The sequence below is a fragment of the Mesorhizobium sp. P2_C4 genome, from assembly GCF_056404575.1.
Genome location: NZ_JBFUDT010000001.1, coordinates 1,126,608 through 1,149,429, shown reverse-complemented (window position 1 = coordinate 1,149,429; position 22,822 = coordinate 1,126,608). Strand labels below are relative to the sequence as shown.

The following is a 22,822-nucleotide window of genomic DNA, read 5'->3' as shown; positions in this document are numbered from 1 at the left end:
ACGTTCCGCCCTGCGGGCGATCAGGCGGGCTGCAGATCGCCCGACAGCGCCAGATCGGCCTCCTCGGCCAATGTGCCGGCCATGGCGGCGGCGAACTTCGTCTGGTCGAGTTCGCCTTCCCAGCGCGCCACGACAACCGTCGCAACCGCGTTGCCGACGAAGTTGGTCAGCGCCCGGCACTCCGACATGAAGCGGTCGACGCCGAGGATCAGCGCCATGCCGGCGACCGGCACCGTGGGCACGACGGAAAGCGTTGCCGCCAGCGTGATGAAGCCGGCGCCGGTGATGCCGGCGGCACCCTTGGAGCTCAGCATGGCGACGAGCAGCAGCAGGATCTGGTCGCCATAGGTGAGCGGCGTGTCGGTCGCCTGGGCGATGAACAGCGCCGCCAGCGTCATGTAGATGTTGGTGCCGTCGAGGTTGAAGGAATAGCCGGTCGGGATGACCAGGCCGACCACCGAACGGTTGCAGCCGGCGCGCTCCATCTTGGCCATCAGGCCGGGCAAGGCCGCTTCCGAGGACGAGGTGCCGAGAACCAGCAGCAGCTCTTCCTTGATGTAGCGGATCAGCGCCAGGATCGAGAAGCCGTTGTACCATGCCACAGTGCCGAGCACGACCAGCACGAAGAGCAGCGAGGTCAGGTAGAAGGTGCCGATCAGGAAGGCGAGGTTGGCGATCGCGCCGATGCCATATTTGCCGACGGTAAAGGCCATGGCGCCGAAAGCGCCGATGGGTGCGGCCTTCATCAGGATGGCGACGAGGCGGAAGATCGGCGCGGTCAGCGCCTGCAGGAAATCGACCACCGGCTTGCCGCGGTCGCCGACCAGCGCCAGCGCGATACCGAACAGCACCGAGAAGAACAGCACCTGCAGGATGTCGCCCTGGGCAAAGGCGCCGGTAATGGTGTCGGGGATGATGTTGAGGAGGAAGCCGACAATGGTCGTGTCATGCGCCTTCTCGGTGAAGGTTGTCACCTTCGAGGCATCGAGCGTGGCCGGATTGATATGCATGCCGGCGCCCGGCTGGACGACGTTGGAGACGACGAGGCCGACGACCAGCGCCAGCGTCGAAAACACCAGGAAGTAGATCATCGCCTTGCCGGCGACGCGGCCGACCTTATGCAAATCGGAGACGCCGGCAATGCCGGTCGCCACCGTCAGGAAGATGACCGGCGCGATCACCATCTTGACCAGCTTGATGAAGGCATCGCCGAGCGGCTTCAGCGAAGCACCTAGTTCGGGATAGAAATGGCCGAGCAGCACGCCGGCGGCGATCGCCACCAGGACCTGCACGTAGAGATGCCGGTATAAGGGAACCTTGCCGCGCGGTTCGGCGGCAGCGAATGCTGGCTGCATGACGTCCTCCATTGGCGCCCCGATCGAAAGCTCGACCTCCCGGGGCAATTGTTATGACCTCCGCAGCCTCGCGACTGCTGGATTGGTATTTGCAACTGCCGTGCCAAACCGCGCCGGGCAGCCTATTCATTGATTTCGTTGGGTATTTTCGATACGGCAGCCGCGTCTCGCACACAGGCAGTGCGAACATCCGCATGGTGTGAATTGCCCTTTGTGCGAAATCATGCACAAATGGGCGATGCTGCAACGCGCTGCCGCTGCCTTGTCTTCAACGCCTGAGCAACTCCGCAGGCGGGCGCGCCGCGCATGGTTGCTGTTTGCGGCGATCGCTTTTGCGATCATCGCCGCGGCACTCTACGGCGCCGGCCTCTATGGCCGTACCGCCGAGGTCGCGACCCTTGCGACGCAAGGGCGCACCGATGCCAATCTGAAAGTGGCGCTGCTGCGCGCCGTGCTGGAAAGTCCGCGCGCCCTGCCCTTGCTGCTGGCGGAGGACCAGCAGGTGCATGATGCGCTGACGCAAGGCGGTGCAGCGGCGATCGACCTGTTGAACCGCAAGCTCGAAGGCCTGGTCTCCGGTACCAAGGCTTCGGTGCTCTACGTCACCGGCACCGACGGACTGGCCATCGCCTCCAGCAACTGGCGCGAGCCGATCAGTTTCGTCGGCAACGACTACGGATTCCGCGCCTATTTCTCCGGGGCGATGCGGAGCGGAACGGCCGAGTATTTTGCACTCGGCAATGTCAGCAAGCGGCCCGGCCTCTACATCTCACGGCGGGTCGGCGATGCTGCCACGCCGCTCGGCGTCGTCGTCGTCAAGATGGAGTTCGACCAGCTCGAGGCCGACTGGCACGAGGCGAACCGCCCGGCCTATGTCAGCGACGACCATGGCGTCGTGCTGATCACCAGCGTGCCGTCGTGGCGCTTCATGACGACCGCACCGCTGGCCGGACCGACGATTGCCGCCATCCGCGACAGCCAGCAGTTCGGCGACGCACCACTGGTGCCGCTGCCGATCACGCGCCCCGAAGCCTTGAGCCCGGACGTGGCGATCGTCCATGCGATCACACCGGGTGGCAGCGATGCGGAATATCTGCGCCTCTCCACGCTGGTTCCCTCGACACCCTGGCGGCTCGACTATCTCGTGCCGGCCGAAGCGCCGATCGCCGCCGCGGCCCGCGAGATGCGGCTGCTGGCGCTCGGCGTCGTCATCCCGCTGCTCGGGCTGGCCGCCTATCTGTTGTGGCGCCGGCAGTCGGGTGAGATGCGGATCGCCGCCGAACAGGCCGCGCGCACCGAACTCGAGCGCCGCGTCGTCGAGCGTACCGAGGATCTGAGCCGCGCCCGCGACCGGCTGCAGGCCGAGATCACAGGGCATCGCAGCACGGAAGCCAAGCTGCAGGTGGTGCAGCAGGAGTTGGTGCAGGCCAACCGTCTCGCCATCCTCGGTCAGGTCGCCGCCGGCGTCGCGCACGAGATCAACCAGCCGGTCGCCACGATACGCGCCTATGCCGACAATGCCCGCGTCTTTCTCGACCGCAAGCAGACCTCGCCGGCCGCGGAAAACCTCGGCGCCATCGCGGCACTGACCGAACGCATCGGCGCCATCACCGAGGAATTGAAGGCCTTTGCCCGCAAGGGCCGCACCGCCGCCGAACCAGTCGAATTGCGCGGCGTCATCGAGGGCGCTGTCGTGCTGCTTCGAAGCCGCTTTGCCGGCCGGCTGGAGGCGCTTGATATCGCATTGCCGCCGCCAAGCCTCAAGGTGATGGGCAACCGGGTCCGGCTCGAACAGGTGCTGATCAACCTGTTCCAGAACGCGCTGGAGGCGCTGGAGGGCCGCGACGACGCCAGGGTGCAGGTTTCGGTGGAAGAGACGGCGGACGGGGTGACGGTCAGTGTGTCCGACAACGGACCCGGCATTCCGCCCGAGATCCTCAAATCGCTGTTTACGCCGTTCAACACGTCAAAGGAAAAGGGCCTCGGCCTCGGCCTTGTCATCTCGAAGGACATCGTCGCCGACTATGGCGGCCGCGTCGAGGTTGCGAGCGGCGACAGCGGCACCCGCTTCATCATCCATCTTTCTAGAGCAGCGTAGTGGCAAAGGCAGCATGACGGAACACGGCGCAGCACCTGTCATCCTGATCGACGACGACAGCGATCTCCTCAAGGCCACTGCGCAGACTCTGGAGCTTGCCGGCTTTGCCGTGTCGGCCTTCCCGGTGGCGAGAGAAGCGCTGGCCAGGCTCGACGCCGGTTTTGCCGGCGTGGTTGTGTCCGACATCCGCATGCCGGAGATCGACGGGCTGCAGCTTTTCGATCGCATCCTGCGCCTCGACGCCGACATTCCGGTCATCCTCGTCACCGGGCATGGCGATATCGCGGTTGCCGTCAAGGCGATCAAGGACGGCGTCTACGATTTCATCACAAAACCGTTCGCCGCCGACCGGCTGGTGCAGAGCGTGCACCGGGCTGCGGAAAAGCGGCGCCTGGTGATGGAAAACCGCGCCTTGCGCGAGGGGGCAGAGCAGGCGCAGGACGGCCTGCCGCTGATCGGCCAGACGCCGGCGATGGAGCGGCTGCGCCGGACGCTGCGGCAGATCGCCGACACCGATGTCGACGTGCTGGTGACCGGCGAGACCGGCTCCGGCAAGGAGGTGGTGGCGAGCCTTTTGCATCGCTGGAGTCGCCGCGCCAAGGGCAATTTCGTGGCGCTGAATTGCGGCACGCTGCCCGAAACGGTCATCGAGAGCGAATTGTTCGGCCATGAGGCCGGCGCCTTCACCGGGGCGCAGAAGAAGCGCATCGGTCGCATCGAGCATGCCAGCGGCGGCACGCTGTTTCTGGACGAGATCGAAAGCATGCCGCCATCGACGCAGGTGCAGATGCTGCGCGTGCTGGAAATGCGCGAGGTGACACCGCTCGGCACCAATGAATTGCGGCCGGTGGATTTGCGCGTCGTCGCCGCGGCCAAGGTCGATCTTGGCGATCCGCGCCAGCGCGGCAGCTTCCGCGAGGACCTCTATTACCGACTCAATGTGGTGACGATCTCGATCCCGCCACTGCGCGAGCGCCGTGACGACGTTGCCCTGCTGTTTTTCTACTTTGCCGAGCGCGCCGCTGCGCGGTTCCGGCGGTCGGTGCCAGCCGTGCCGGCAACCGTCCACCGCCACCTCAGGGAGCACGACTGGCCGGGCAATGTGCGCGAATTGGCGCATTTTGCCGAGCGTTTCGTGCTGGGCCTGGAAGAGGCAGGGCAAGCGCCGCCGCCTGCCCCGGCTTCGCCGGATGGCACCATGCCGTTGCCCGAACGTCTGGATCGCTACGAGGCCGATATCATCCGCGAGACACTTGGCCGCAATGACGGCGACGTCCGGCGCACCATCGAAGCACTGGGGATTCCGCGCAAGACCTTCTACGACAAGCTGCAGCGGCACGGCATCGTACGCAGCGATTTTTCCAGATGATTTGCCCGCGCACGGCCCAGGAGCGCAGGAACCGTCGAGGCCTGATCTAAAAAACAGTGGCGAGTCGGCATCAGAAAGTGTTGAAGACCGTATCGGCCGTCTTCAATGAGGCGTGATCCGGTTGCGCTCGGCAAGCCTTGATGGTTTGTTGCCGGTTAGCGGAGAATGAGTCATGCAAGAACCTGTCGGTCAAGATGAATATGGGTCGACCAGTCCGTTCGATCCGGACGATCTGCCGAATTTGAACGCGATCGGCCCAAGCATGGGCGGTGGCAACGATTTCGAGAAATACGCCGTCGCCGTGATCATCGTGTTCGGCGCGCTGATCATTGGCGGACTGATGGCCGCCGGCTTGACCCTGGGTCACCGCAACGGCTTCCTGTTCGCGCTTGGCGGCGCCACCTCGGCCTGGATTTCCGGCAATGCGCTGCTGCTCGACCGGCCGCGCATCTATGCGCTGTTCGTCGGCATCGCGGCCCTGATGCTGCTTGCTTCGACCATTACGCTGGTCGTCTAGGCGGGTGCGTTTAGTAGCCTAACGCCTCGCCAGACGCGGCGCGGCTGTCGATGGCGCCGTTGTAGCGGGCGCCGCCGCCTTTCTCGATTTCCGCCAGGCTCTTGCCGCCGACCAGTATGCCGGCCGCCTGGCCCCAGGTCGTATCGCCGAGATCGAGGTGATAGCCCATGCCGGCCAGCAGTCTTTCGGTATCCGGGGACAGCCCGAAAGGCTCGACATAGACCGTATCGGGCAGCCACTGATGGTGGATGCGCGGTGCGTCGATCGCCTCCTGGATGTTCATGCCGTGATCGATGACGTTGACGATCGCCTCCAGCGTGATGGTGATGATGCGCGAGCCGCCTGGGCTGCCGATGACCATGAACGGCTTGCCGTCCTTGGCCACCACGGTCGGGCTCATCGATGAGAGCGGCGTCTTCTTCGGCTGGATGGCGTTGGCCTCGCCCTGAACCAGACCATAGAGGTTGGGCACGCCGGGCTTCTGGGTGAAATCGTCCATCTCGTTGTTGAGCAGGATGCCGGTGCCGTCGGCGACGACGCCAGCGCCAAACGAGCCGTTCAGCGTGTAGGTGACCGCTACCGCGTTGCCGTCATTGTCGATGATCGAGTAGTGCGTCGTCTCCTTGCTCTCGCCGAAACCCTTGGGCATCAGCTCCTGCGAGATGCCGGCGCGGAACGGGTCGATCTTGTCGCGGATGTCCTTGGCGTAGGCTTTGTCGAGCAGTTTCGAAACCGGATTGTCGACGAAATCCGGGTCGCCGAGGGCCGAGTTGCGGTCGACATAGGCATGGCGCATCGCCTCGACCATGACATGCACCGTCTCAGCCGAGCCGGTGCCGAGGTAGGACAGCGGATAGCCCTCCAGTACGTTGAGGATTTCGCAGATGATCACGCCGCCGGAGCTGGGTGGTGGCGAGGAGGTGATCTCGTAGCCGCGATAGGTGCAGGTGACCGGCTTGAGCTCACGCACCGCATATTGCTCGAAATCCTGCTTGGCCAGAATACCGCCCTTGGCGGCGCTCGCCTTGACGATCGCGTCGGCGATCGGGCCCTTGTAGAAGGCGTCCGGGCCTTGCTGCGAGATGGCAGTAAGCGAAGCGGCGAGGTCAGGCTGAACGAGGCGCTCGCCGATGCCATAGGGCTTGCCGTCCGATTTCAGAAAGATGGCGGCCGCTGCCGGGTCCTTGGCCAGCCTTTCGGCGCTCTTGGAAAAGAAGGCTGCGTCGCCCTGATTGAGGATGAACCCGTCCTTGGCATAGCCGATCGCCGGCGCCATCAGATCCTGTCTGGACAGTGTCCCGTATTTCTCGCGCGCCATTTCGAAGCCAGCGACGGAACCGGGCACGCCAACCGCCAGATAGCCGTCGAGGCTGGCGCCCTTCACCGGTTTACCGTCCTTGTCGAGATACATGGTTTTGGTCGCGGCCAGCGGCGCGCGCTCACGGAAATCGAGGAAGGTCGAGCGACCGTCCTTGAAACGGATGGTCATGAAGCCGCCGCCACCGATATTGCCGGCGTTGGGATAAACAACAGCCAGCGCATAGCCGACGGCGACCGCGGCATCGACGGCGTTGCCGCCCTTCTTCAGCACTTCGACGCCGACTTCCGAGGCCAGATGCTGGGCGGTTACCACCATGCCATGCTCGCCCTTGGCTGGCGCCGGCGAGGCGGCAATGGCTACTGCAGATGATGTTAGGGCGATTGCAAGCGAAAGGCTGACGCCAATCAGCGTCCGGCGGGTCAAGGGCATGGCGGTGCTCCTGGCGTTGGGTGCGCCTAGGAAAGACCCTCGAGATGGATGAGTCCAGTCAATAGTCGGCGATCCCCCCCTCTGTCCTGCCGGACATCTCCCCCTCAAGGGGGGAGATCAGCTGTCATCCCTGCTTTCGCCAACTACCAACGTTGCAGGAAGAGCGCCGTGGCCAAAGCTGCCAATCTCCCCCCTTGAGGGGGAGATGTCCGGCAGAACAGAGGGGGGTGCTCAAGCGCTGCCTCCGCTTCTGTTGATCGACCAAAACGTCTACACAATCCCGCCGCTGCCGCCGGCAATCGCCGGCCGTTCGGCCGCAACCTTGGCCCGATAACCCGCGGCCCGATAGGCGGCAACCGGATCGATGGCGCCGCCGGTCTTCAGCCGCGCCATGGCGAGGATCGGTTCGACATCGGTGCGGTAGGCCACTTTCAGCGTCTGCGTCGCCATCAGTGCATCATTGGCCTCCTGGAAACCTTCCAGCGACTTGCGATCAACCAGCAGCGCCTGCGCATAGGCGCGCTGCACCTCGACCGCCGACAGCATCAGGCTTTCGATCGGATCGGTGACATTGTGGCTCTGGTCGAGCATGTGCGCCGGGTCGAAACCCTCGGCGCCGGATAGCTCGGCATCGACCAGTTCGTTGAAGACGAGGAACAGCCGGTAAGGGTCGATTGAGCCGGCATCGAGGTCATCGTCGCCATATTTGGAATCGTTGAAATGGAAGCCGCCGAGCTTTTTGAACTGGATCAGCCGCGACACGATCATCTCGATGTTGACGTTCGGGGCATGATGGCCAAGGTCGACCAGGCAGAACGCCTTGTCGCCCAGCTCCTTCGAGATCATGTAGTTGGTGCCCCAATCCTGCACGACCGTGGAGTAGAATGCGGGCTCGTACATTTTGTGCTCGGTGAACAGCTTCCAGTCCGCGGGCAGCCCGGCGTAGATGTCCCTCATGGCGTCGAGGTAGCGCTCGAAGGCTTTTGCGAAATTGACCTGGCCAGGAAAATTCGAGCCGTCGCCGATCCACACCGTCAGCGCCTTGGAGCCCAGCGTCCTGCCGATCTCGATGCATTCGAGATTGTGCTCGACCGCTTGCCGGCGTGTTCCGGCATCGGCATGGGAGAGCGAGCCGAACTTGTAGGACAGCTTTTGGTCCCTGGCGTCGGAGAAGGTGTTGGAGTTCATGGCGTCGAAACCGAGGCCGAAGCGGGAAGCCGCCTGCTTCAGTCGGTTCGGGTCGGCCTTGTCCCACGGAATGTGCAGCGAGACGGTCGGTGTCGCCTGCGTCAATTGCCGGATGACGGCACAGTCCTCGATCTTGTCAAAAATGTCGCGCGGCTCGCCGGCGCCGGGAAAGCGGGCAAAGCGCGTGCCGCCGGTGCCGACGCCCCAGGACGGGATCGCCACCGCGAATTTTTCAACCTTGTCACGGATGGCGTCGATGGCGATGCCCCGCCGGTCGAGACGTTCGCCAAGCGAGGCGTAGTCGCGTTCGAGGTTGGCCTTGCGCGCGGCATTGCGGCTGGCGACGAGGTCGGCGGAGATGATGGATTCGGACACTGCTATTCCTCCCAAATGCGTTCGGGCAGCGCTGCCCCTCATCCGCCTGCCGGCACCTTCTCCCCGTATAGTGACGGGGAGAAGGGCGAAGCGGCTATCGCGTAAAGCTCTGGGCGTTGCCCGCGTCGACATTGATGATGTTGCCGGTCGACTTGGCCGACATGTCGGAGGCGAAAAAGTAGATCGCTTCGGCGATGTCTTCGGGGAATACCGAGCGCTTCAGCATAGAGCGCGAACGGTAGTGCTCTTCGAGATCGTCGGTCGACATCTTGTAGGCGGCAGCGCGCTGTTCCTTCCACTCGCCGGTCCAGATCTTCGAGCCGCGCAGCACGGCGTCGGGATTGACGACATTGACCCGGATTTGCGCCTCAGCGCCTTCCAGCGCCAGGCAGCGCGCTAGGTGAATCTCGGCGGCCTTGGCGGTGCAATAGGCGGCGGCATTTGGCGAGGCGGCAAGGCCGTTCTTGGAGGCGACGAAGACGACGTTGCCGCCGATCTTTTGCGCGCGAAACAGCCGGAAGGCTTCTCTGGAAACCAGGAAGTAGCCGGTGGACAGGATGTCCATGTTCTTGTTCCACAGCGCCAGCGTCGTTTCCTCGATCGGCGCCGAGGAGGCCAGGCCGGCATTCGACACCAGGATGTCGATGCCGCCGAACTCGACCGCCGTCTCGGCAAAGCCGGAGACGACCTGGTCCTCCGATGTGACGTTGATCAGCACCGGGCGGACAAAGTCCTTGCCATAGGCTTTGGCCAACTCGTCATGGGCGCTGGCCAGTGCGGTCTCGTCGATGTCGGCGAGCACGACGCAGGCGCCTTCGCGCAGCAGCCGGTTGGCCGTTGCCCGGCCAATGCCGCCGGCGCCGCCGGTGACCAGTGCGATCTGGCCGGCTAACGACTTCGGCTTCGGCATGCGCTGCAGCTTCAAATCCTCGAGCAGCCAGTATTCGATGTCGAAGGCTTCCTGCGCGGGCAGGCCGACATAGGACGAAACCGTCGAGGCGCCGCGCATGACGTTGATGGCGTTGACGTAGAACTCGGCCGAAATGCGGGCGGTCGCCTTGTCACCGGCGAAGGTGAACATGCCGACGCCGGGCATCAGGTAAACGACGGCATTGGTGTCGCGGATGGCGGGCGAATCCGGGTGCTTGCAGCCGTCGTAATAGGCCTGGTAACCGACACGATAGGCCGCGACATCGTCGGCAAGGCGGGCGATGACGGCATCGACATCCGGCTTGGCCGGATCGAACTCGATGACCAGCGGGCGAATCTTGGTGCGCAGGAAATGGTCCGGGCAGGATGTGCCAAGCGCTGCCAGCGGCCGCAAATCCTTGGAATTGACGAATTCGAGGACGGCGGCTGAATCGTCGAAATGGCCAAGCTTGTGGCTCTTTTCCGAGATCAGGCCACGGATCCTCGGCATCAGCTTTGCAGCGATGGCGCGGCGCGCCGGCGCGTCCAGCGACTTCACCACTTCGCCGCCGAAAATTGCCACACCTTCGGAGCGGCGCTCGAACCACTCGATTGCCTGGTTGATCACCGAGATCGTGGTCTCGTAGCATTCCCTGGGGGTGTCGCCCCAGCTGAACAGGCCATGGCTCTCCAGGATGACGCCTTTGGCGCCGGGATGTTCGAGGCAGAATTTCTCCAGCCACAGGCCAAGCTCGAAGCCCGGCCGCTTCCATGGCAGCCAGCCGATGGCGTCGCCGAAAATCTCCTTGGTCAGCGCCTTGGAATCCTTGGCCGCGGCAATGGCGATGATGGCGTCGGGGTGCATGTGATCGACAAAGGGTTTTGGCACATAGGCATGCAGCGGCGTGTCGATGGAGGCCGCGCGTGGATTGAGGTTGAAGGTGCAGTGCGGCAGGAAGCCGACCATTTCGTCTTCATGTGCGACGCCGCGATAGAGACCCTTCAGCGCGCGCAATTTGTCCATGTAGAGCGTGGCAAAACCGTCAAGCTTGATCGAGGCGCTGTCGCCGCCCGAACCTTTCACCCACAGCACTTCCACGCTCTGCCCGGTAAGCGGATCGGTCTGCCAGATCTTGGAGGAGGTGTTGCCGCCGCCATAATTGGTGACGCGCTTGTCGGAGCCGAGCACATTCGAGCGATAGACGAGGCGTTCCGGCTCGCTCATCGCCTGGGCCTTTGCCTCATCCCACAGGTTGGCGAGGCGCGTGCCGGAGCGCTTGTCGAGCATTGGAATATCCTCCCGTAAGACGCGCAGACTGTGCCCGTCGATTGCCACCGCATAGCGGGTCAGCTTTGGCCGAATGTCCACGGAAGCACCCCGTTTGTCAATCACAAACGATCAAGATCGATCATATTGCACTGCACAATGAAATTATATGATCGGAAATGATTGACACTGCGCGTTTTGGGTGCCTAGATGCTCAGGCAGGGAGGAACCATGCACGAGAAAGAGCGCCACAGGATCATTCTGTCCGCCGTCCAGGAAAAGCCTGTGGTGACGGTGCAGGAGATGGTCGACCTGACGGACTCGTCCGAGGCGACGATCCGGCGCGATATCGCGGCCTTGCATGTGCAAAAGCGGTTGCGCCGCGTGCGTGGCGGCGCCGAAGCGATCTCGCCGCCGCAGTTCATCGGCCTTGCCGGCCGGCCCTTTTCCGTCAACGAGACGCTCAATTCCTCGCAGAAGCGGGCGATTGCGCGGGAAGCGGTGGAGTTGTGCAAGGATGGCGAGCCGATCATCATCAATGGCGGCACCACCACCTTCCAGATGGTGCATTTCCTGACCGGACGCCGCATGCCGATCTTCACCAATTCGTTCCCGATCGCCGAGCATTTGCTCAAGCACTCGAAGAACACGGTGATGCTGTCGGGCGGCACCATCTACCGCGAGCAGAACATCATCCTGTCGCCCTTCGACAATGACGTGACGCGCAATTTCTATGCGCGCCGCATGTTCATGGGGGCGCAGGGGCTCGGGCCGCTCGGGCTGATGGAAGGCGACCCGCTGCTGATCCAGGCCGAGCAGAAACTGATCGACCAGGCCGACGAGCTGGTGGTGCTGGTCGACTCCTCGAAATTCCGCAAACGCTCGAGCCTGATCCTGTGCGGCCTGTCGCGCATCGCCACCGTCATCACCGATGACGGCATCGAGGACCGGGAAGCCAAGATGTTAGAGACCGCAGGCGTGACGCTGATCGTCGCCCGCAAGTCGGCCAAAGAAGAATCTTCACTGCAGGCCTGAGACCAACTCACGCCAGCAGCGGCGATGGAATGCAACGCTCAAGGGAGGATATTCGATGAGCTTTCTGAGGAAATTGATGGTTACGGCGGCGTTTTCCGCCGCCATGTTCGTGAACGCCGCCTATGCCGAGAACGTCAAGATCGCACTGGTGGTGAAATCACTCGGCAACGGCTTCTTCGACGCCGCCAACAAGGGCGCCGAAGAGGCGGCCAAGGAACTCGGCGATGTCGACATCATCTACACCGGCCCGACCAAGGCGACCGCCGAAGCGCAGATCGAAGTGGTCAATGCTCTGATCGCGCAGAAGGTCAACGCCATCGCCATTTCGGCCAATGACGCCGACGCTCTGGTGCCGGCGCTGAAGAAGGCAATGGAACGCGGCATCACCGTCATCTCGTGGGATTCGGGCGTTGCTCCGGCTGGCCGGCAGCTCCATCTCAACCCTTCCGACACCGGCCTGATCGGCGAGACCATCATCAAGCTCGCCGCCGATTATCTGCCGGAAGGCGGCGATGTCGCCATCCTGTCGGCGTCATCGACCGCGACCAACCAGAACGCCTGGATCGATGCGGCCAAGAAAATCCTGCCAGAGAAGTTCCCCAAGATCAAACTCGTCGCCACCGTCTATGGCGATGACGATTCGGCCAAGAGCACCGATGAAGCCAAGGGTCTGCTGAAGTCCTATCCGAACCTCAAGGCGATCATCGCACCGACCACGGTCGGCGTCGTTGCCGCCGCGCAGGTGGTGACCGACGAAGGCCTGATCGGCAAGGTCAATGTCACCGGCCTGGCGCTGCCGTCGGAGTTCAAGAAGTTCATCGACAACGGCTCCAGCCAGGCGGTCGCGCTGTGGAACCCGATCGACCTCGGCTACTCGGCCGTCTACCTCGCCCATGACCTGGCGGTGAAGAAGGAAGAGGCCAAGCCAGGCGCCACGCTGTCGATCGGCCGCGTCGGCAAGGTGACGCTCGACGACACCAACTCGGCTGCGATGGCTCCGCCCTTCCAGTTCGACAAGACCAACATCGAAAAGTTCTCCAAGATCTATTGATCTCGGGCAGCCTTCGACCTGCCGCGGCGGGACCAGATCCCGCCGCGGCTTTAAAGGGACCTTGCTTCAGGGCTTGATACGGATATGGACACGACAGCCCAACCTAAATTGGCGACGGAGCGGCCTTTGCCTGCCGGCCCGCGGCTGACGCTGTCCGGTATCTCGAAGAGTTTTCCCGGCGTGCGCGCCCTGCACGATGTCAGCCTGTCGCTCTATCCCGGTGAGGTAACCGCGCTGATCGGCGAAAACGGCGCCGGCAAGTCGACGCTGGTCAAGATCATGACCGGCATCTACCAGCCTGACGGGGGTGCCATCAGCATCGACGGCGAGGCCGTCACCCTGTCCAGCGCGCATGCCGCCTTCGGCCACGGCATCACCGCCATCCATCAGGAAACCGTACTGTTCGACGACCTCAGCGTTGCCGAAAACATCTTTCTAGGCCACGCGCCGCGCACGCGCTTCGGCACCATCGACTGGCGCACCATGCGCAAGAACGCCAAAGAAGTGCTCGACACGATGCGTGCCGGCCACATCGATGCCGACGCGCGGCTGAAGGACCTCGGCATCGCCAACAAGCATCTGGTTGCCGTTGCCCGCGCCATGTCGATCGACGCGCAGATCGTCATCATGGACGAGCCGACCGCCGCCCTGTCGATGAAGGAGATCGAAGAGCTTTTCTTGCTGATCGAATTCCTCAAGAGCGAAGGCAAGGCGATCCTGTTCATCAGCCACAAATTCGATGAGATCTACCGCATCGCCGACCGCTACACGGTGTTCCGCGACGGCGAGATGGTCGGCGAAGGGCTGATCAAAGACGCCGGCCAGAGTCAGATCGTGCGCATGATGGTCGGCCGCTCCGTCGACCACATCTTTCCGCAGCGCAAGGCCGAGATCGGCGCACCGGTGCTTTCCGTGTCCGGCCTGTCGCATCCCACGGAATTCGACGACATAGGCTTCGAACTGCACAAGGGCGAAATCCTCGGCTTCTACGGGCTTGTCGGCGCCGGGCGCAGCGAGGTGATGCAGGCGATATCAGGCATCACCCGCACCTCGGCCGGCACGATCACGCTGGAAGGCAAGACAATCACGCCCAAGTCGGCGGCGGATTCGATCGAGGCCGGCATCGTCTACGTGCCGGAAGAGCGCGGCAAGCAAGGCGTGGTGATTGGCCTGCCGATCTTCCAGAATGTTTCCCTGCCCTCGCTCAAGCGCACCTCGAAGTCCGGCCTGCTGCGACTGGCGGAAGAGTTCGACCTGGCCCGTTCGTACACCGAGCGGCTGGATCTGCGCGCCTCCTCGCTCAGCCAGGATGTCGGCACGCTGTCGGGCGGCAACCAGCAGAAGATTGTTATCGCCAAATGGCTGGCGACCGCGCCCAAGGTGATCATCCTCGACGAACCTACCAAAGGCATCGACATCGGCTCCAAGGCCGCCGTGCATGGCTTCATGGCCGAGCTCGTCGCTCAAGGCCTGTCGGTGATCATGGTCTCGTCCGAACTGCCGGAAATTCTTGGCATGTCCGACCGGGTCGTGGTCATGCGCGAGGGCCGCATCGCTGCGGTCTACGACAACAAGGGACTTGACGCCGAAACGCTGGTCAGGACAGCAGCGGGGATCGCGGCATGAAAGCTCTCGTCAAATACCGCGAAGTCTGGCTGCTTGCGGCAATCGTCGTGCTGATCGGGCTGATCTCGACGCGCTTTCCGGCCTTTGCCGATCCCGCCAATCTGCGCCAGGTGTTCAACGACACCTCGATCCTGATGATTCTGGCGCTCGGTCAGATGGCGATCATCCTGACCCGTTCGATCGATCTGTCGATGGCCTCGAACCTGTGCTTCACCGGCATGGTGGTGGCGATGCTGAACGCCGCGCATCCGGGCATTCCGATCCCGCTGCTGATCGTCATCGCCCTTCTCGTCGGCCTGGTGCTCGGCGCCATCAACGGGCTTCTGGTATGGCGGCTGAACATCCCGTCGATCGTGGTGACATTGGGCACGCTGACCATCTATCGCGGCGCCACCTTCGTCATTTCAGGCGGCGCCTGGGTCAATGCCGACAAGATGAGCCCCGATTTCATCGGCTTCCAGCGCGCGGCCTTCCTCGGCATTCCGGTGCTGTCCTGGATCGCCATCCTTGTCATCGCTCTGTTCTTCCTGCTGATGACGCGCACCGCGCTTGGCCGCTCGATCTATGCCATCGGCGTCAACCCGACAGCTTCGGTCTATGCCGGCATCGATGTCGGCCGGACCAAATTCATCGTCTTCTGCCTCTCGGGCATGATCGGTGGTCTCTCAGGCTATCTCTGGATCTCGCGCTACGTCATCGCCTCGGTCGAGGTCGCCAATGGCTATGAGCTCAACATCATCGCCGCCTGCGTTATCGGCGGCATCTCGATTGCCGGCGGCATCGGTTCGGTCGGCGGCGCGGTGCTGGGTGCGCTGTTCCTCGGCATCATCTCCAACGCGCTGCCGGTGATCAACATCTCGCCGTTCTGGCAGATGGCAATTTCGGGCAGCGCCATCATCCTGGCCGTGGTGCTCAACGCACGCGGCGAACGCCGGCAAGGCCGCATCATCCTGAGAAAGGCGGAAGCGGCGTGACCGACATCTCTGCCCCGCGCCACATTCCCGACCGGCTCGACAAGCCGCTCACTTCGGCGATCTTTTCCTGGGAGGCGCTGCTGGTCGTGGTCGCGGTGGCGATCTTTGCCATCAACAGCTTCGCCTCGCCCTATTTTCTCGACCCGTATTCGCTGTCCGATCTCACCTTCAATTTCACCGAGAAGGGACTGATCGCCTTTGCCATGGCGCTGCTGATCATTTCGGGCGAAATCGACCTGTCGGTGGCCGCGATCATCGCGCTGGCCTCGACCATGATGGGCATGGCGGTGCAGGCCGGCGCCGGCACACCGGTGCTGGTGGCGATCGGCATCCTCGTCGGGCTCGGCTGCGGCGCCTTCAACGGCCTGCTGGTGACAAGACTGGGCCTGCCGTCCATCGTCGTCACCATCGGCACGATGAGCCTGTTTCGCGGCATCGCCTTCATCATCCTCGGTGACCAGGCCTACAAGGGCTATCCCGACAGCTTCGCCTTCTTCGGCCAGGGATATGTCTGGTGGGTGGTGTCGTTCGAACTGGTGCTGTTCCTCATCGCGGCTGTCATCTACTGGTTCCTCCTGCACCGCACGAGTTTCGGCCGGCGGGTCTTTGCCATCGGCAACAATCCGGTTGCGGCGCAGTTTTCCGGCGTGCGCGTCGGCCGCATCAAATTCATCCTGTTTTGCCTGACCGGGCTGATGGCGGGCATCGCCTCGGTGCTGATCACCTCGCGGCTAGGTTCGACGCGGCCGTCGATCGCACAAGGCTACGAGCTGGAAGTCATCACCATGGTTGTGCTCGGCGGCGTCAGCATTCTGGGCGGCGCCGGCAGCATTCTGGGCGTCGTGCTGGCCGCCTTCATCATGGGGCTGGTGACCTTCGGGCTTGGCCTGCTCAACGTGCCCGGCATCGTCATGTCGATTTTCATCGGCCTGCTGCTGATCATCGTCATCGCGCTGCCGATCGTCTGGCGGCGGCTGCGGCGGGAGCGCTTCGCCTGATGGCCGAGAAATACGCGTTCAAGATGCAGCTCAAGCCGGGCATGAAGGCCGAGTACAAAAAGCGCCACGACGAGATCTGGCCGTCGCTGGTCGCGCTTTTGAAACAGGCCGGCATCTCCGACTATTCGATCCATCTCGATGTGGAGACCAACACGCTGTTCGGCGTGCTGTGGCGGCGCGACGACAACGGTATGGCCGACCTGCCGAAGCACCCGGTGATGCAGCGCTGGTGGGCCCACATGGCCGACATCATGGAGACCAAACCGGACAACGAGCCGGTGGCGGTGCCGCTGGAAACCGTGTTCCATATGGAATGACTGATATCAGACACATCGCCGTCATCGATATCGGCAAGACCAACGCCAAGGTGGCGCTGGTCGATCTCGCCACATTGAGCGAAGTTGCGCTGCGCCGCATGGCGAACGTGCCCGCCACGGGCGGCCCCTACCCGCACCACGATGTCGAACGCCTATGGGCATTCATTCTCGACAGCCTCGCCGAAATCAATCGCGAGCAACCAGTCGACGCGATCTCGATCACCACGCATGGCGCGACAGGCGTGCTGGTGGACGCATCCGGCGAACTGGCGCTGCCGGTCCTTGACTATGAATTCGATGGCCCGGACACCCTGGCTGCGGACTACGATGCGGCCCGTCCGGCCTTTGCCGAGACCGGCACGCCGCGCCTGCCGATCGGTCTAAATCTCGGCGCGCAGTTCTTCTGGCAGCAGAGGCGCTTTCCCTCGGAGTTCGCCAGGGCCACGTCGATGCTGATGTATCCGCAATACTGGGCCTTGCGCCTGACCGGTATCGCCGCCAACGAGGTGACCTCGCTCGGCTGCCACACCGATCTGTGGAACCCGTGGAAAGCCGATTTTTCGTCGCTGGTCGACAAGATGGACTGGCGTCGATTGATGGCTCCGGTGCGACCGGCCAGGGACCGCCTCGGCGCGATCCTGCCTGCTCTCGCCGCGCGGACCGGTCTTGATCCGCAGACGCCCGTATTCTTAGGCCTGCACGATTCCAACGCGTCGCTGCTGCCGCATCTCCTGTCCGACACGCCGCCCTTTTCGGTCGTGTCGACAGGCACCTGGGTTGTGTCGATGGCGGTCGGCGGCAGCAAGGTCACGCTCGATCCGGCGCGCGACACGCTGGTCAATGTCAACGCGCTCAGCGATCCGGTGCCGTCGGCTCGCTTCATGGGCGGGCGCGAGTTCTCCGCGCTCACTGAAGGCCACCCGGAAGACTGGAGCGAAGACGATGTCGCGACCGTGCTGGCGCGAAAGACATTGCTGCTGCCCTCGACCCAGCAGGGCTCAGGGCCGTTTCCGCATGACGCCGCCACATGGCTCAATGCCGATGGCATCAGCATCGGCGAGCGCTTTGCAACGATCTCGTTCTACCTGGCGCTGATGACGTCGACCTGCCTCGAACTGATCGGCGGCGACGGTCCGACCATTGTCGAAGGCCCCTTTGCCCGCAACCGGCTTTTCGTCCGCATGCTGGCGGCGGCAACGCGGCGCGCCGTCATTGCGTCCGAGGCTGCGACCGGCACCAGCATCGGCGCCGCATTGCTGGCGTCGGATCAGGCAACGGCGCAAGGCAAAGGCCAAAGAACCGAACCGCCTGATGATCCGGCCTGGGCCAGCTACGCGCGCTCATGGCGCGTGGCAGTCGACGCACAGAGCTAAATTACAAGATCCGCTTGCCGAAGGCCGACATGACGAAGTTGACCACATCGGTGCCGATCCGGGGCTCCAGATCTGCGGTGAGCCCCGAAACATCCATCGACAGCAATCCGCCGGAGAGCGCGATCGCCTCCATCGCCTGATGCGTTTCGCGCACGGTAAGGCCGCCGGAGCCAGCCGGCCAGCCGGCGAATTCGGTGACCTCAGGCGAATAGCTGACATGGAAGCCTTGCGTCCCCGAGGTGGCGATGCGGATCGCCTCATGCATCAGGTCGCGCATGCCCATGGCGTCGATGTCGGTCATGGTGAAGGCCGACACACGCGAATCCTTCAGCACCCGCACTTCCGCCGGATCGGCATGGCGCAGACCGATGATGACGACGTTTTCCGGCGACAGCTGCGGCTGCAGCGCGCCGGGCTTGTGATCGAGCCCCAGCGTGCGCGCCAGCACCGAGGCTTCCGCCAGGTCGATGCCGTCTTCGTCTTCGGGCATCAGCGCCGCGATGGAATCGATCCAGATCAGACCAAACGAGTGCGTGGCCCGCGCAGTCGTCGTCAGCGCCTTGTGGGCGGTGCGGCGGTCAGCGCCGGCGGTCAACCGGATCAGCCCGGAGGGCGGCCGCTCGACATCGGCCAGTTCGACGACGTCGAAGTTCATCGCCTCCAGCCGGGCGCCGGTCGCTTCGCGGGCCAGGATGCCGACCGCAGCCGGTTCGGCCGTGATCTGCACCATCTTGCGGCCGGAAAAATCCTCGACATCGTGCATCGGGGCCTTTTCGACATATTCCGAGGTCATCGCCAGCAGCATGGCGCCATAGCTCATGCGGAAGGCGACGCGGTCGCCGACGGCGGGCGGCGTGGCGGCGTCGTTGACGTCGAGAAGCAGATGGTCGCTGGAGGCGCCGAGCACCCGCACGCCCTTGGCGATCGGCGTCAGCCCCTCGATCAGCACGTCCTCGCGACCAATATTGGCGATGGCGCGCAGCCGGTCGCCCTCGTCGGGAAACACCGGCTGGTTGCCGAACGCATCGTAGCCGGACTGGCCGATCGGCCGCGACGGCTTCAGCTTGACCTCGATGATGTCGCAGGTGAGCCGACAGGCATCGGGTTCGAGTTCCGCCCAGGGTGTGTCGCGGAAGGTTTCGATGCCGCCTTGCAGGATCGCCTCGCCGACGCGCAGATTGTTGATGCCGGCGGGCAATTTGCCTTCGAGCAGAAGGGTCAGCGACGACGATGCGCCGCCGGAAATCAAATCGAGCCTTGTGCCGGCAAGACGCTCGGTCTTGTAGGCATGAGCGACGAGCTGACCGAGATTTTCCTGCGTCGGCATGATGGCGCCGAAGCAGCCGAGATTGGTGCCGATGCCGGCAATGCGCACGCCCTTGAGCGCCAGTATCTGCTCGACCGTCGGCACAAGATCGTTCGGCCAGATGCCTTCGCGGAGGTCGCCGAGATCGATCATCAGCATGATGTCGTGGACGCGGCCCATGCGCTCGGCGATGCGCGACAGTTCGCGGATGGTGGCGAGCTCGGATTGCAGGCTGATGTCGACGGTGCGAACCACCTCCTCGATGCGCGCCATAGGCGGGCTGCGCAGCAGCATGATCGGCGCGTTGATGCCGCTGTCGCGCAAGCGGCGGATGTTTTCGAAGCGCGATTCGGCGATGCCCGCGACGCCGCCGCGCAGCATGGCCCGCGCCACTTGCGGCATGCCGCATGTGCCTTTGGTGACGCCGAAGACCTTGATGCCCGACAGCGCGCAGCGTTCGACGATGGTGCGTGCGTTGCGCTCGATGCGGCCAAGATCGATGGCGACTTGCGGTCCCGACATCGCCTAGTTCCTGTAGACCAGCCCTTGCGGGTCGATCTCCGGCTTGCGGCCGGCGACCACGTCGGCGAGGAATTTTCCCGAGCCGCAGGCCATGGTCCAGCCGACATGGCCGTGGCCGGTGTCGAGATAGAGGTTTTTGTAGCGCGCCTGGCCGATGACCGGCACCGAGTTCGGCATCATCGGCCGCAAGCCCGCCCACAGCACGGCCTTCTTCTCGTCGAAGGCGCCAGGGAAAAGATCCTTGCCGGTCCTGAACATGGTGGCGAAGTCGCCTGGTTTGTGGGTGCGGTCGAAGCCGGTGAACTCGGCGGTCGAAGCGAGCCGCAGTCGGTTGCCGAGCCTGGAATAGCCGATCAGCTGGTCCTCGTCGGCGCCGCCCATAGTCGGCCCCTTGCTCTCGTCCTCCAGGGGAATGGTCGCGGTGTAACCCTTGACGGGATAGACGGGCAGGTCGATGCCGTAGCGGCGGCCGAGCAGGCCGCTCTCCGGCCCCATCGAGATCACCACGGCGTCGCCCGCTATCGGTCCGGCCGAGGTCATCACCGCGCGCACCCGGTCGCCTTCGATGTCGAGGCCTTCGACCGTCGTGCCATAGAGAAATTTCACGCCGAGTTTTTCAGCGGCGTAGGCGGCGAGGTTTTGCGTGAACTGGCTGGAATCACCGGTCTGGTCGATCGGCGAATAGACGCCGCCGGCGATCTTGTCTTTCACGCCGGCAAGGCCCGGTTCGATCTCGACAAGCCGGTCGCGGCCGACGATCTCGATCGGCAGGCCATGTTCGGCAAGAAAACGGTAATTGTCGGTACCGGTGTCGAGACTGTGCTGCGAGCGGAAGAAATAGAGAATGCCCTTCTTGCGCTCGTCATAGTGGATGCCGGCGTCGGACGAGATGGCATTGATGCAGTCGCGGGAATAGAGCGCCAGCCGCAGCTTGACCCGGCTGTTGGCGCGCAGACGCTCTTTCGTGCACTGGCGCAGGAAACGCAGGCTCCAGGCGATGAAGTACGGATCGAAGCGCAACCGCACCTTGATGCCGAGATCGTGGTTGTAGAGCGCGCGCAGGAACGTCTTCAGCGCCGCGGGCGAGGCCCAAGCGGTGGCGTCGCCGGGCGAGACCAGGCCGGCATTCGACTGGCTGGTGCCGCGCGCCGCCGCCGGATGGCGCTCGATCACGGTCACGTCGTGGCCGTCGCTGGCCAGATAGTAGGCCGCCGCCGTGCCGACCACGCCGGCTCCGAGCACCAATATCTTCATGCGCCCCCCAAAACTCTTCGCCGCGGCGCCTCCACGCCGCGAATGCCTTCAATAGCGCGTCTCGGCGTGTGGGACGAGCCCTTGTAATAGTAGAGGGCAGCAGCGCCGCCCCTCATTGCCCTGCCGGGCATTTCTCCCCGTATAGTGACGGGGAGAAAGGGCTTGCCGCACCCTCGGCACTTGTTCCTGCAACGTCGAAGATTGGCGAAATCGGCGATGATACGCCCCTCTCCCCGTCACTATACGGGGAGAGGATGCCGGCAGGCAGGTGAGGGGCAGCGCCGGCGGATGGAGAAAAGCCTTATGCCACGCGAAGGCGACGTCAGCCCCGCGCCGAATTCTTGCTGGTCAGGATGCGTTCCCAGGCCAGCGCATCAGCGACGATGAGGTCGAGGTCGTCGCGCTGCGGCGTCCAGCCGAGTTCGCCGCGCGCCAGTTCCGAATTGGCGACCACGGCGGCGGCATCGCCGGGACGGCGATCGCCCATCTTCACCTCGAAATCATGGCCGAAAGCGCGGCGCACGCTGTCGATCACCTCGAGCACCGAATAGCCGTGGCTGTAGCCGCAATTGGCGACCAGGCTGGTGCCACCGGCACGCAGGCGCTGCAGGGCCAGCCGATGTGCCGCCACCAGGTCGCTGACATGGATATAGTCGCGCATGCAGGTGCCGTCCGGCGTCGCATAGTCGGTGCCAAATACCTGCATGAAGGGGCGCTTGCCGAGCGCGGTCTCGCAGGCGACCTTGATCAGATGCGTGGCGCCCGGCGTCGACTGGCCGGTGCGGCCCTTCGGATCGGCGCCGGCAACGTTGAAGTAGCGTAGCGCCGTATAGCGCAGCCCGTGCGCAATGGCAGCATCGCGCAGCATCCATTCGCTCATCAGCTTGGACAGGCCGTAGGGCGATTCGGGCGCCAGGCGGGCATCCTCGCGCACCGGCTCCAGCCCGGCGGCGCCATAGACGGCGGCTGTCGAGGAAAAGATGAAATTGGGCACGCCTTCGCGCACCGCGGTCTCGATCAGCGTGCGCGTCTTGCTAGTGTTGTTCTCGTAATAGCCAAGCGGATCGGAGACCGATTCGGGAACCACGATCGAGCCGGCGAAATGAATGATGGCATCGACCTTGTTGTCGCGAATGACCTGGCCGACCAGTTCCTTGTCGGCGACGTCGCCGACGACCAGCTTGGCCTCGGGCGCCACTGCCCATTCAAAACCGGTCGAAAGCCGGTCGAGCACGACGACGCTCTCGCCCGCATCCAGCAATTCCCAGACCATATGGCTGCCGATATAGCCGGCGCCGCCTGTTACCAAAACCGTCATCCGCGTCCTCTTTTACTCATGATTTATCGGAAACTGTCTCAACGACCGCCTTACTGGAAAGCCTGTGGCAAGGCCATTAGAAACTCCCGAATGTAAAATCCGTAACAGTCTCATCGGTCCGTGGCATCGTACGGAAACAAAATTGATCCACATCAAGGGAATAGGCCACGATCTGGGATCGTTAGGAACAGGCTTGGGGCGTGGCATTTTGACCAAAAAG

17 protein-coding genes are annotated in these 22,822 nt (G+C 63.6%); 10 read left to right on the top strand and 7 right to left on the bottom strand.

Going from position 1 to position 22,822, the window contains the following annotated elements; translation table 11 throughout:
* Positions 1 to 20: 20 nt before the first annotated feature.
* Positions 21 to 1,355 carry a dicarboxylate/amino acid:cation symporter gene (locus AC1DX6_RS05445; protein WP_477311690.1) on the bottom strand — a complete coding sequence of 445 codons (1,335 nt, stop codon included), beginning with the start codon at positions 1,353 to 1,355 and terminating at the stop codon, positions 21 to 23.
* Between the two features lie 223 nt (positions 1,356 to 1,578).
* Between AC1DX6_RS05445 and AC1DX6_RS05440 the strand changes: the two genes are divergently transcribed.
* From AC1DX6_RS05440 to AC1DX6_RS05430, 3 genes are all read left to right on the top strand, one after another.
* Positions 1,579 to 3,453, top strand: coding sequence for a sensor histidine kinase (locus AC1DX6_RS05440; protein WP_477311689.1), 1,875 nt, complete (start codon positions 1,579 to 1,581; stop codon positions 3,451 to 3,453).
* A gap of 13 nt (positions 3,454 to 3,466) precedes the next feature.
* The gene (locus tag AC1DX6_RS05435) at positions 3,467 to 4,822 is read left to right on the top strand and encodes a sigma-54-dependent transcriptional regulator (protein WP_477311688.1); all 1,356 of its coding nucleotides are present in this window, start codon (positions 3,467 to 3,469) and stop codon (positions 4,820 to 4,822) included.
* A 172-nt stretch (positions 4,823 to 4,994) separates the two neighbouring features.
* On the top strand, positions 4,995 to 5,339 hold the full coding sequence (locus tag AC1DX6_RS05430) for a hypothetical protein (RefSeq protein WP_477311687.1): 345 nt from the start codon (positions 4,995 to 4,997) through the stop codon (positions 5,337 to 5,339).
* 10 nt (positions 5,340 to 5,349) lie between these two features.
* Here AC1DX6_RS05430 and ggt read toward each other — a convergent pair whose 3' ends face one another.
* The 3 genes from ggt to AC1DX6_RS05415 all read right to left on the bottom strand — a co-directional run bounded on the left by ggt (position 5,350) and on the right by AC1DX6_RS05415 (position 10,849).
* On the bottom strand, positions 5,350 to 7,089 hold the full coding sequence (gene ggt, locus AC1DX6_RS05425) for a gamma-glutamyltransferase (protein ID WP_477311686.1): 1,740 nt from the start codon (positions 7,087 to 7,089) through the stop codon (positions 5,350 to 5,352).
* Positions 7,090 to 7,359: 270 nt separating this feature from the next.
* Entirely contained in the window at positions 7,360 to 8,652 is a 1,293-nt protein-coding gene (gene rhaI, locus AC1DX6_RS05420) for an L-rhamnose catabolism isomerase (RefSeq protein ID WP_477311685.1), read from the bottom strand.
* Between the two features lie 94 nt (positions 8,653 to 8,746).
* Complete coding sequence (locus AC1DX6_RS05415; protein ID WP_477311909.1) at positions 8,747 to 10,849, bottom strand: bifunctional rhamnulose-1-phosphate aldolase/short-chain dehydrogenase; 2,103 nt, start codon at positions 10,847 to 10,849, stop codon at positions 8,747 to 8,749.
* Between the two features lie 210 nt (positions 10,850 to 11,059).
* Here AC1DX6_RS05415 and AC1DX6_RS05410 point away from each other — a divergent pair, with 210 nt between their 5' ends.
* From AC1DX6_RS05410 to AC1DX6_RS05380, 7 genes are all read left to right on the top strand, one after another.
* Entirely contained in the window at positions 11,060 to 11,863 is an 804-nt protein-coding gene (locus AC1DX6_RS05410) for a DeoR/GlpR family DNA-binding transcription regulator (RefSeq protein WP_477311684.1), read from the top strand.
* A 55-nt stretch (positions 11,864 to 11,918) separates the two neighbouring features.
* On the top strand, positions 11,919 to 12,914 hold the full coding sequence (rhaS, locus tag AC1DX6_RS05405; RefSeq protein WP_477311683.1) for a rhamnose ABC transporter substrate-binding protein: 996 nt from the start codon (positions 11,919 to 11,921) through the stop codon (positions 12,912 to 12,914).
* An 84-nt stretch (positions 12,915 to 12,998) separates the two neighbouring features.
* Complete coding sequence (locus tag AC1DX6_RS05400) at positions 12,999 to 14,540, top strand: sugar ABC transporter ATP-binding protein (protein WP_477311682.1); 1,542 nt, start codon at positions 12,999 to 13,001, stop codon at positions 14,538 to 14,540.
* Positions 14,537 to 15,514 (top strand): ABC transporter permease, encoded by a 978-nt coding sequence (locus AC1DX6_RS05395; RefSeq protein WP_477311681.1) that lies wholly within the window; start codon positions 14,537 to 14,539, stop codon positions 15,512 to 15,514. Before AC1DX6_RS05400 ends, AC1DX6_RS05395 begins: the two co-directional genes overlap by 4 nt.
* Positions 15,511 to 16,512, top strand: coding sequence for an ABC transporter permease (locus AC1DX6_RS05390; protein ID WP_477311680.1), 1,002 nt, complete (start codon positions 15,511 to 15,513; stop codon positions 16,510 to 16,512). The genes AC1DX6_RS05395 and AC1DX6_RS05390 overlap by 4 nt, the downstream gene beginning before the upstream one ends.
* On the top strand, positions 16,512 to 16,829 hold the full coding sequence (gene rhaM, locus AC1DX6_RS05385) for an L-rhamnose mutarotase (RefSeq protein WP_477311679.1): 318 nt from the start codon (positions 16,512 to 16,514) through the stop codon (positions 16,827 to 16,829). Before AC1DX6_RS05390 ends, rhaM begins: the two co-directional genes overlap by 1 nt.
* Entirely contained in the window at positions 16,826 to 18,202 is a 1,377-nt protein-coding gene (locus AC1DX6_RS05380; RefSeq protein ID WP_477311678.1) for an FGGY-family carbohydrate kinase, read from the top strand. Before rhaM ends, AC1DX6_RS05380 begins: the two co-directional genes overlap by 4 nt.
* 1 nt (position 18,203) lies before the next feature.
* Here the strand turns inward: AC1DX6_RS05380 and AC1DX6_RS05375 are convergent, their stop codons facing one another.
* The 3 genes from AC1DX6_RS05375 to galE all read right to left on the bottom strand — a co-directional run bounded on the left by AC1DX6_RS05375 (position 18,204) and on the right by galE (position 22,602).
* The gene (locus AC1DX6_RS05375; protein WP_477311677.1) at positions 18,204 to 20,030 is read right to left on the bottom strand and encodes an alanine racemase; all 1,827 of its coding nucleotides are present in this window, start codon (positions 20,028 to 20,030) and stop codon (positions 18,204 to 18,206) included.
* A 3-nt stretch (positions 20,031 to 20,033) separates the two neighbouring features.
* Positions 20,034 to 21,284 (bottom strand): D-amino acid dehydrogenase, encoded by a 1,251-nt coding sequence (locus AC1DX6_RS05370; RefSeq protein WP_477311676.1) that lies wholly within the window; start codon positions 21,282 to 21,284, stop codon positions 20,034 to 20,036.
* A gap of 322 nt (positions 21,285 to 21,606) precedes the next feature.
* On the bottom strand, positions 21,607 to 22,602 hold the full coding sequence (gene galE / locus AC1DX6_RS05365) for a UDP-glucose 4-epimerase GalE (RefSeq protein WP_477311675.1): 996 nt from the start codon (positions 22,600 to 22,602) through the stop codon (positions 21,607 to 21,609).
* Positions 22,603 to 22,822 lie beyond the last annotated feature (220 nt).

Bases quoted from the DNA above. Each gene is read 5' to 3' on its own strand.
- AC1DX6_RS05445 (WP_477311690.1), bottom strand. From the start codon at position 1,355: ATGCAGCCAGCATTCGCTGCCGCCGAACCGCGCGGCAAGGTTCCCTTA.
- AC1DX6_RS05440 (WP_477311689.1), top strand. From the start codon at position 1,579: ATGCACAAATGGGCGATGCTGCAACGCGCTGCCGCTGCCTTGTCTTCA.
- AC1DX6_RS05435 (WP_477311688.1), top strand. From the start codon at position 3,467: ATGACGGAACACGGCGCAGCACCTGTCATCCTGATCGACGACGACAGC.
- AC1DX6_RS05430 (WP_477311687.1), top strand. From the start codon at position 4,995: ATGCAAGAACCTGTCGGTCAAGATGAATATGGGTCGACCAGTCCGTTC.
- ggt (WP_477311686.1), bottom strand. From the start codon at position 7,089: ATGCCCTTGACCCGCCGGACGCTGATTGGCGTCAGCCTTTCGCTTGCA.
- AC1DX6_RS05415 (WP_477311909.1), bottom strand. From the start codon at position 10,849: ATGCTCGACAAGCGCTCCGGCACGCGCCTCGCCAACCTGTGGGATGAG.
- AC1DX6_RS05410 (WP_477311684.1), top strand. From the start codon at position 11,060: ATGCACGAGAAAGAGCGCCACAGGATCATTCTGTCCGCCGTCCAGGAA.
- rhaS (WP_477311683.1), top strand. From the start codon at position 11,919: ATGAGCTTTCTGAGGAAATTGATGGTTACGGCGGCGTTTTCCGCCGCC.
- AC1DX6_RS05400 (WP_477311682.1), top strand. From the start codon at position 12,999: ATGGACACGACAGCCCAACCTAAATTGGCGACGGAGCGGCCTTTGCCT.
- AC1DX6_RS05395 (WP_477311681.1), top strand. From the start codon at position 14,537: ATGAAAGCTCTCGTCAAATACCGCGAAGTCTGGCTGCTTGCGGCAATC.
- rhaM (WP_477311679.1), top strand. From the start codon at position 16,512: ATGGCCGAGAAATACGCGTTCAAGATGCAGCTCAAGCCGGGCATGAAG.
- AC1DX6_RS05380 (WP_477311678.1), top strand. From the start codon at position 16,826: ATGACTGATATCAGACACATCGCCGTCATCGATATCGGCAAGACCAAC.
- AC1DX6_RS05375 (WP_477311677.1), bottom strand. From the start codon at position 20,030: ATGTCGGGACCGCAAGTCGCCATCGATCTTGGCCGCATCGAGCGCAAC.
- AC1DX6_RS05370 (WP_477311676.1), bottom strand. From the start codon at position 21,284: ATGAAGATATTGGTGCTCGGAGCCGGCGTGGTCGGCACGGCGGCGGCC.
- galE (WP_477311675.1), bottom strand. From the start codon at position 22,602: ATGACGGTTTTGGTAACAGGCGGCGCCGGCTATATCGGCAGCCATATG.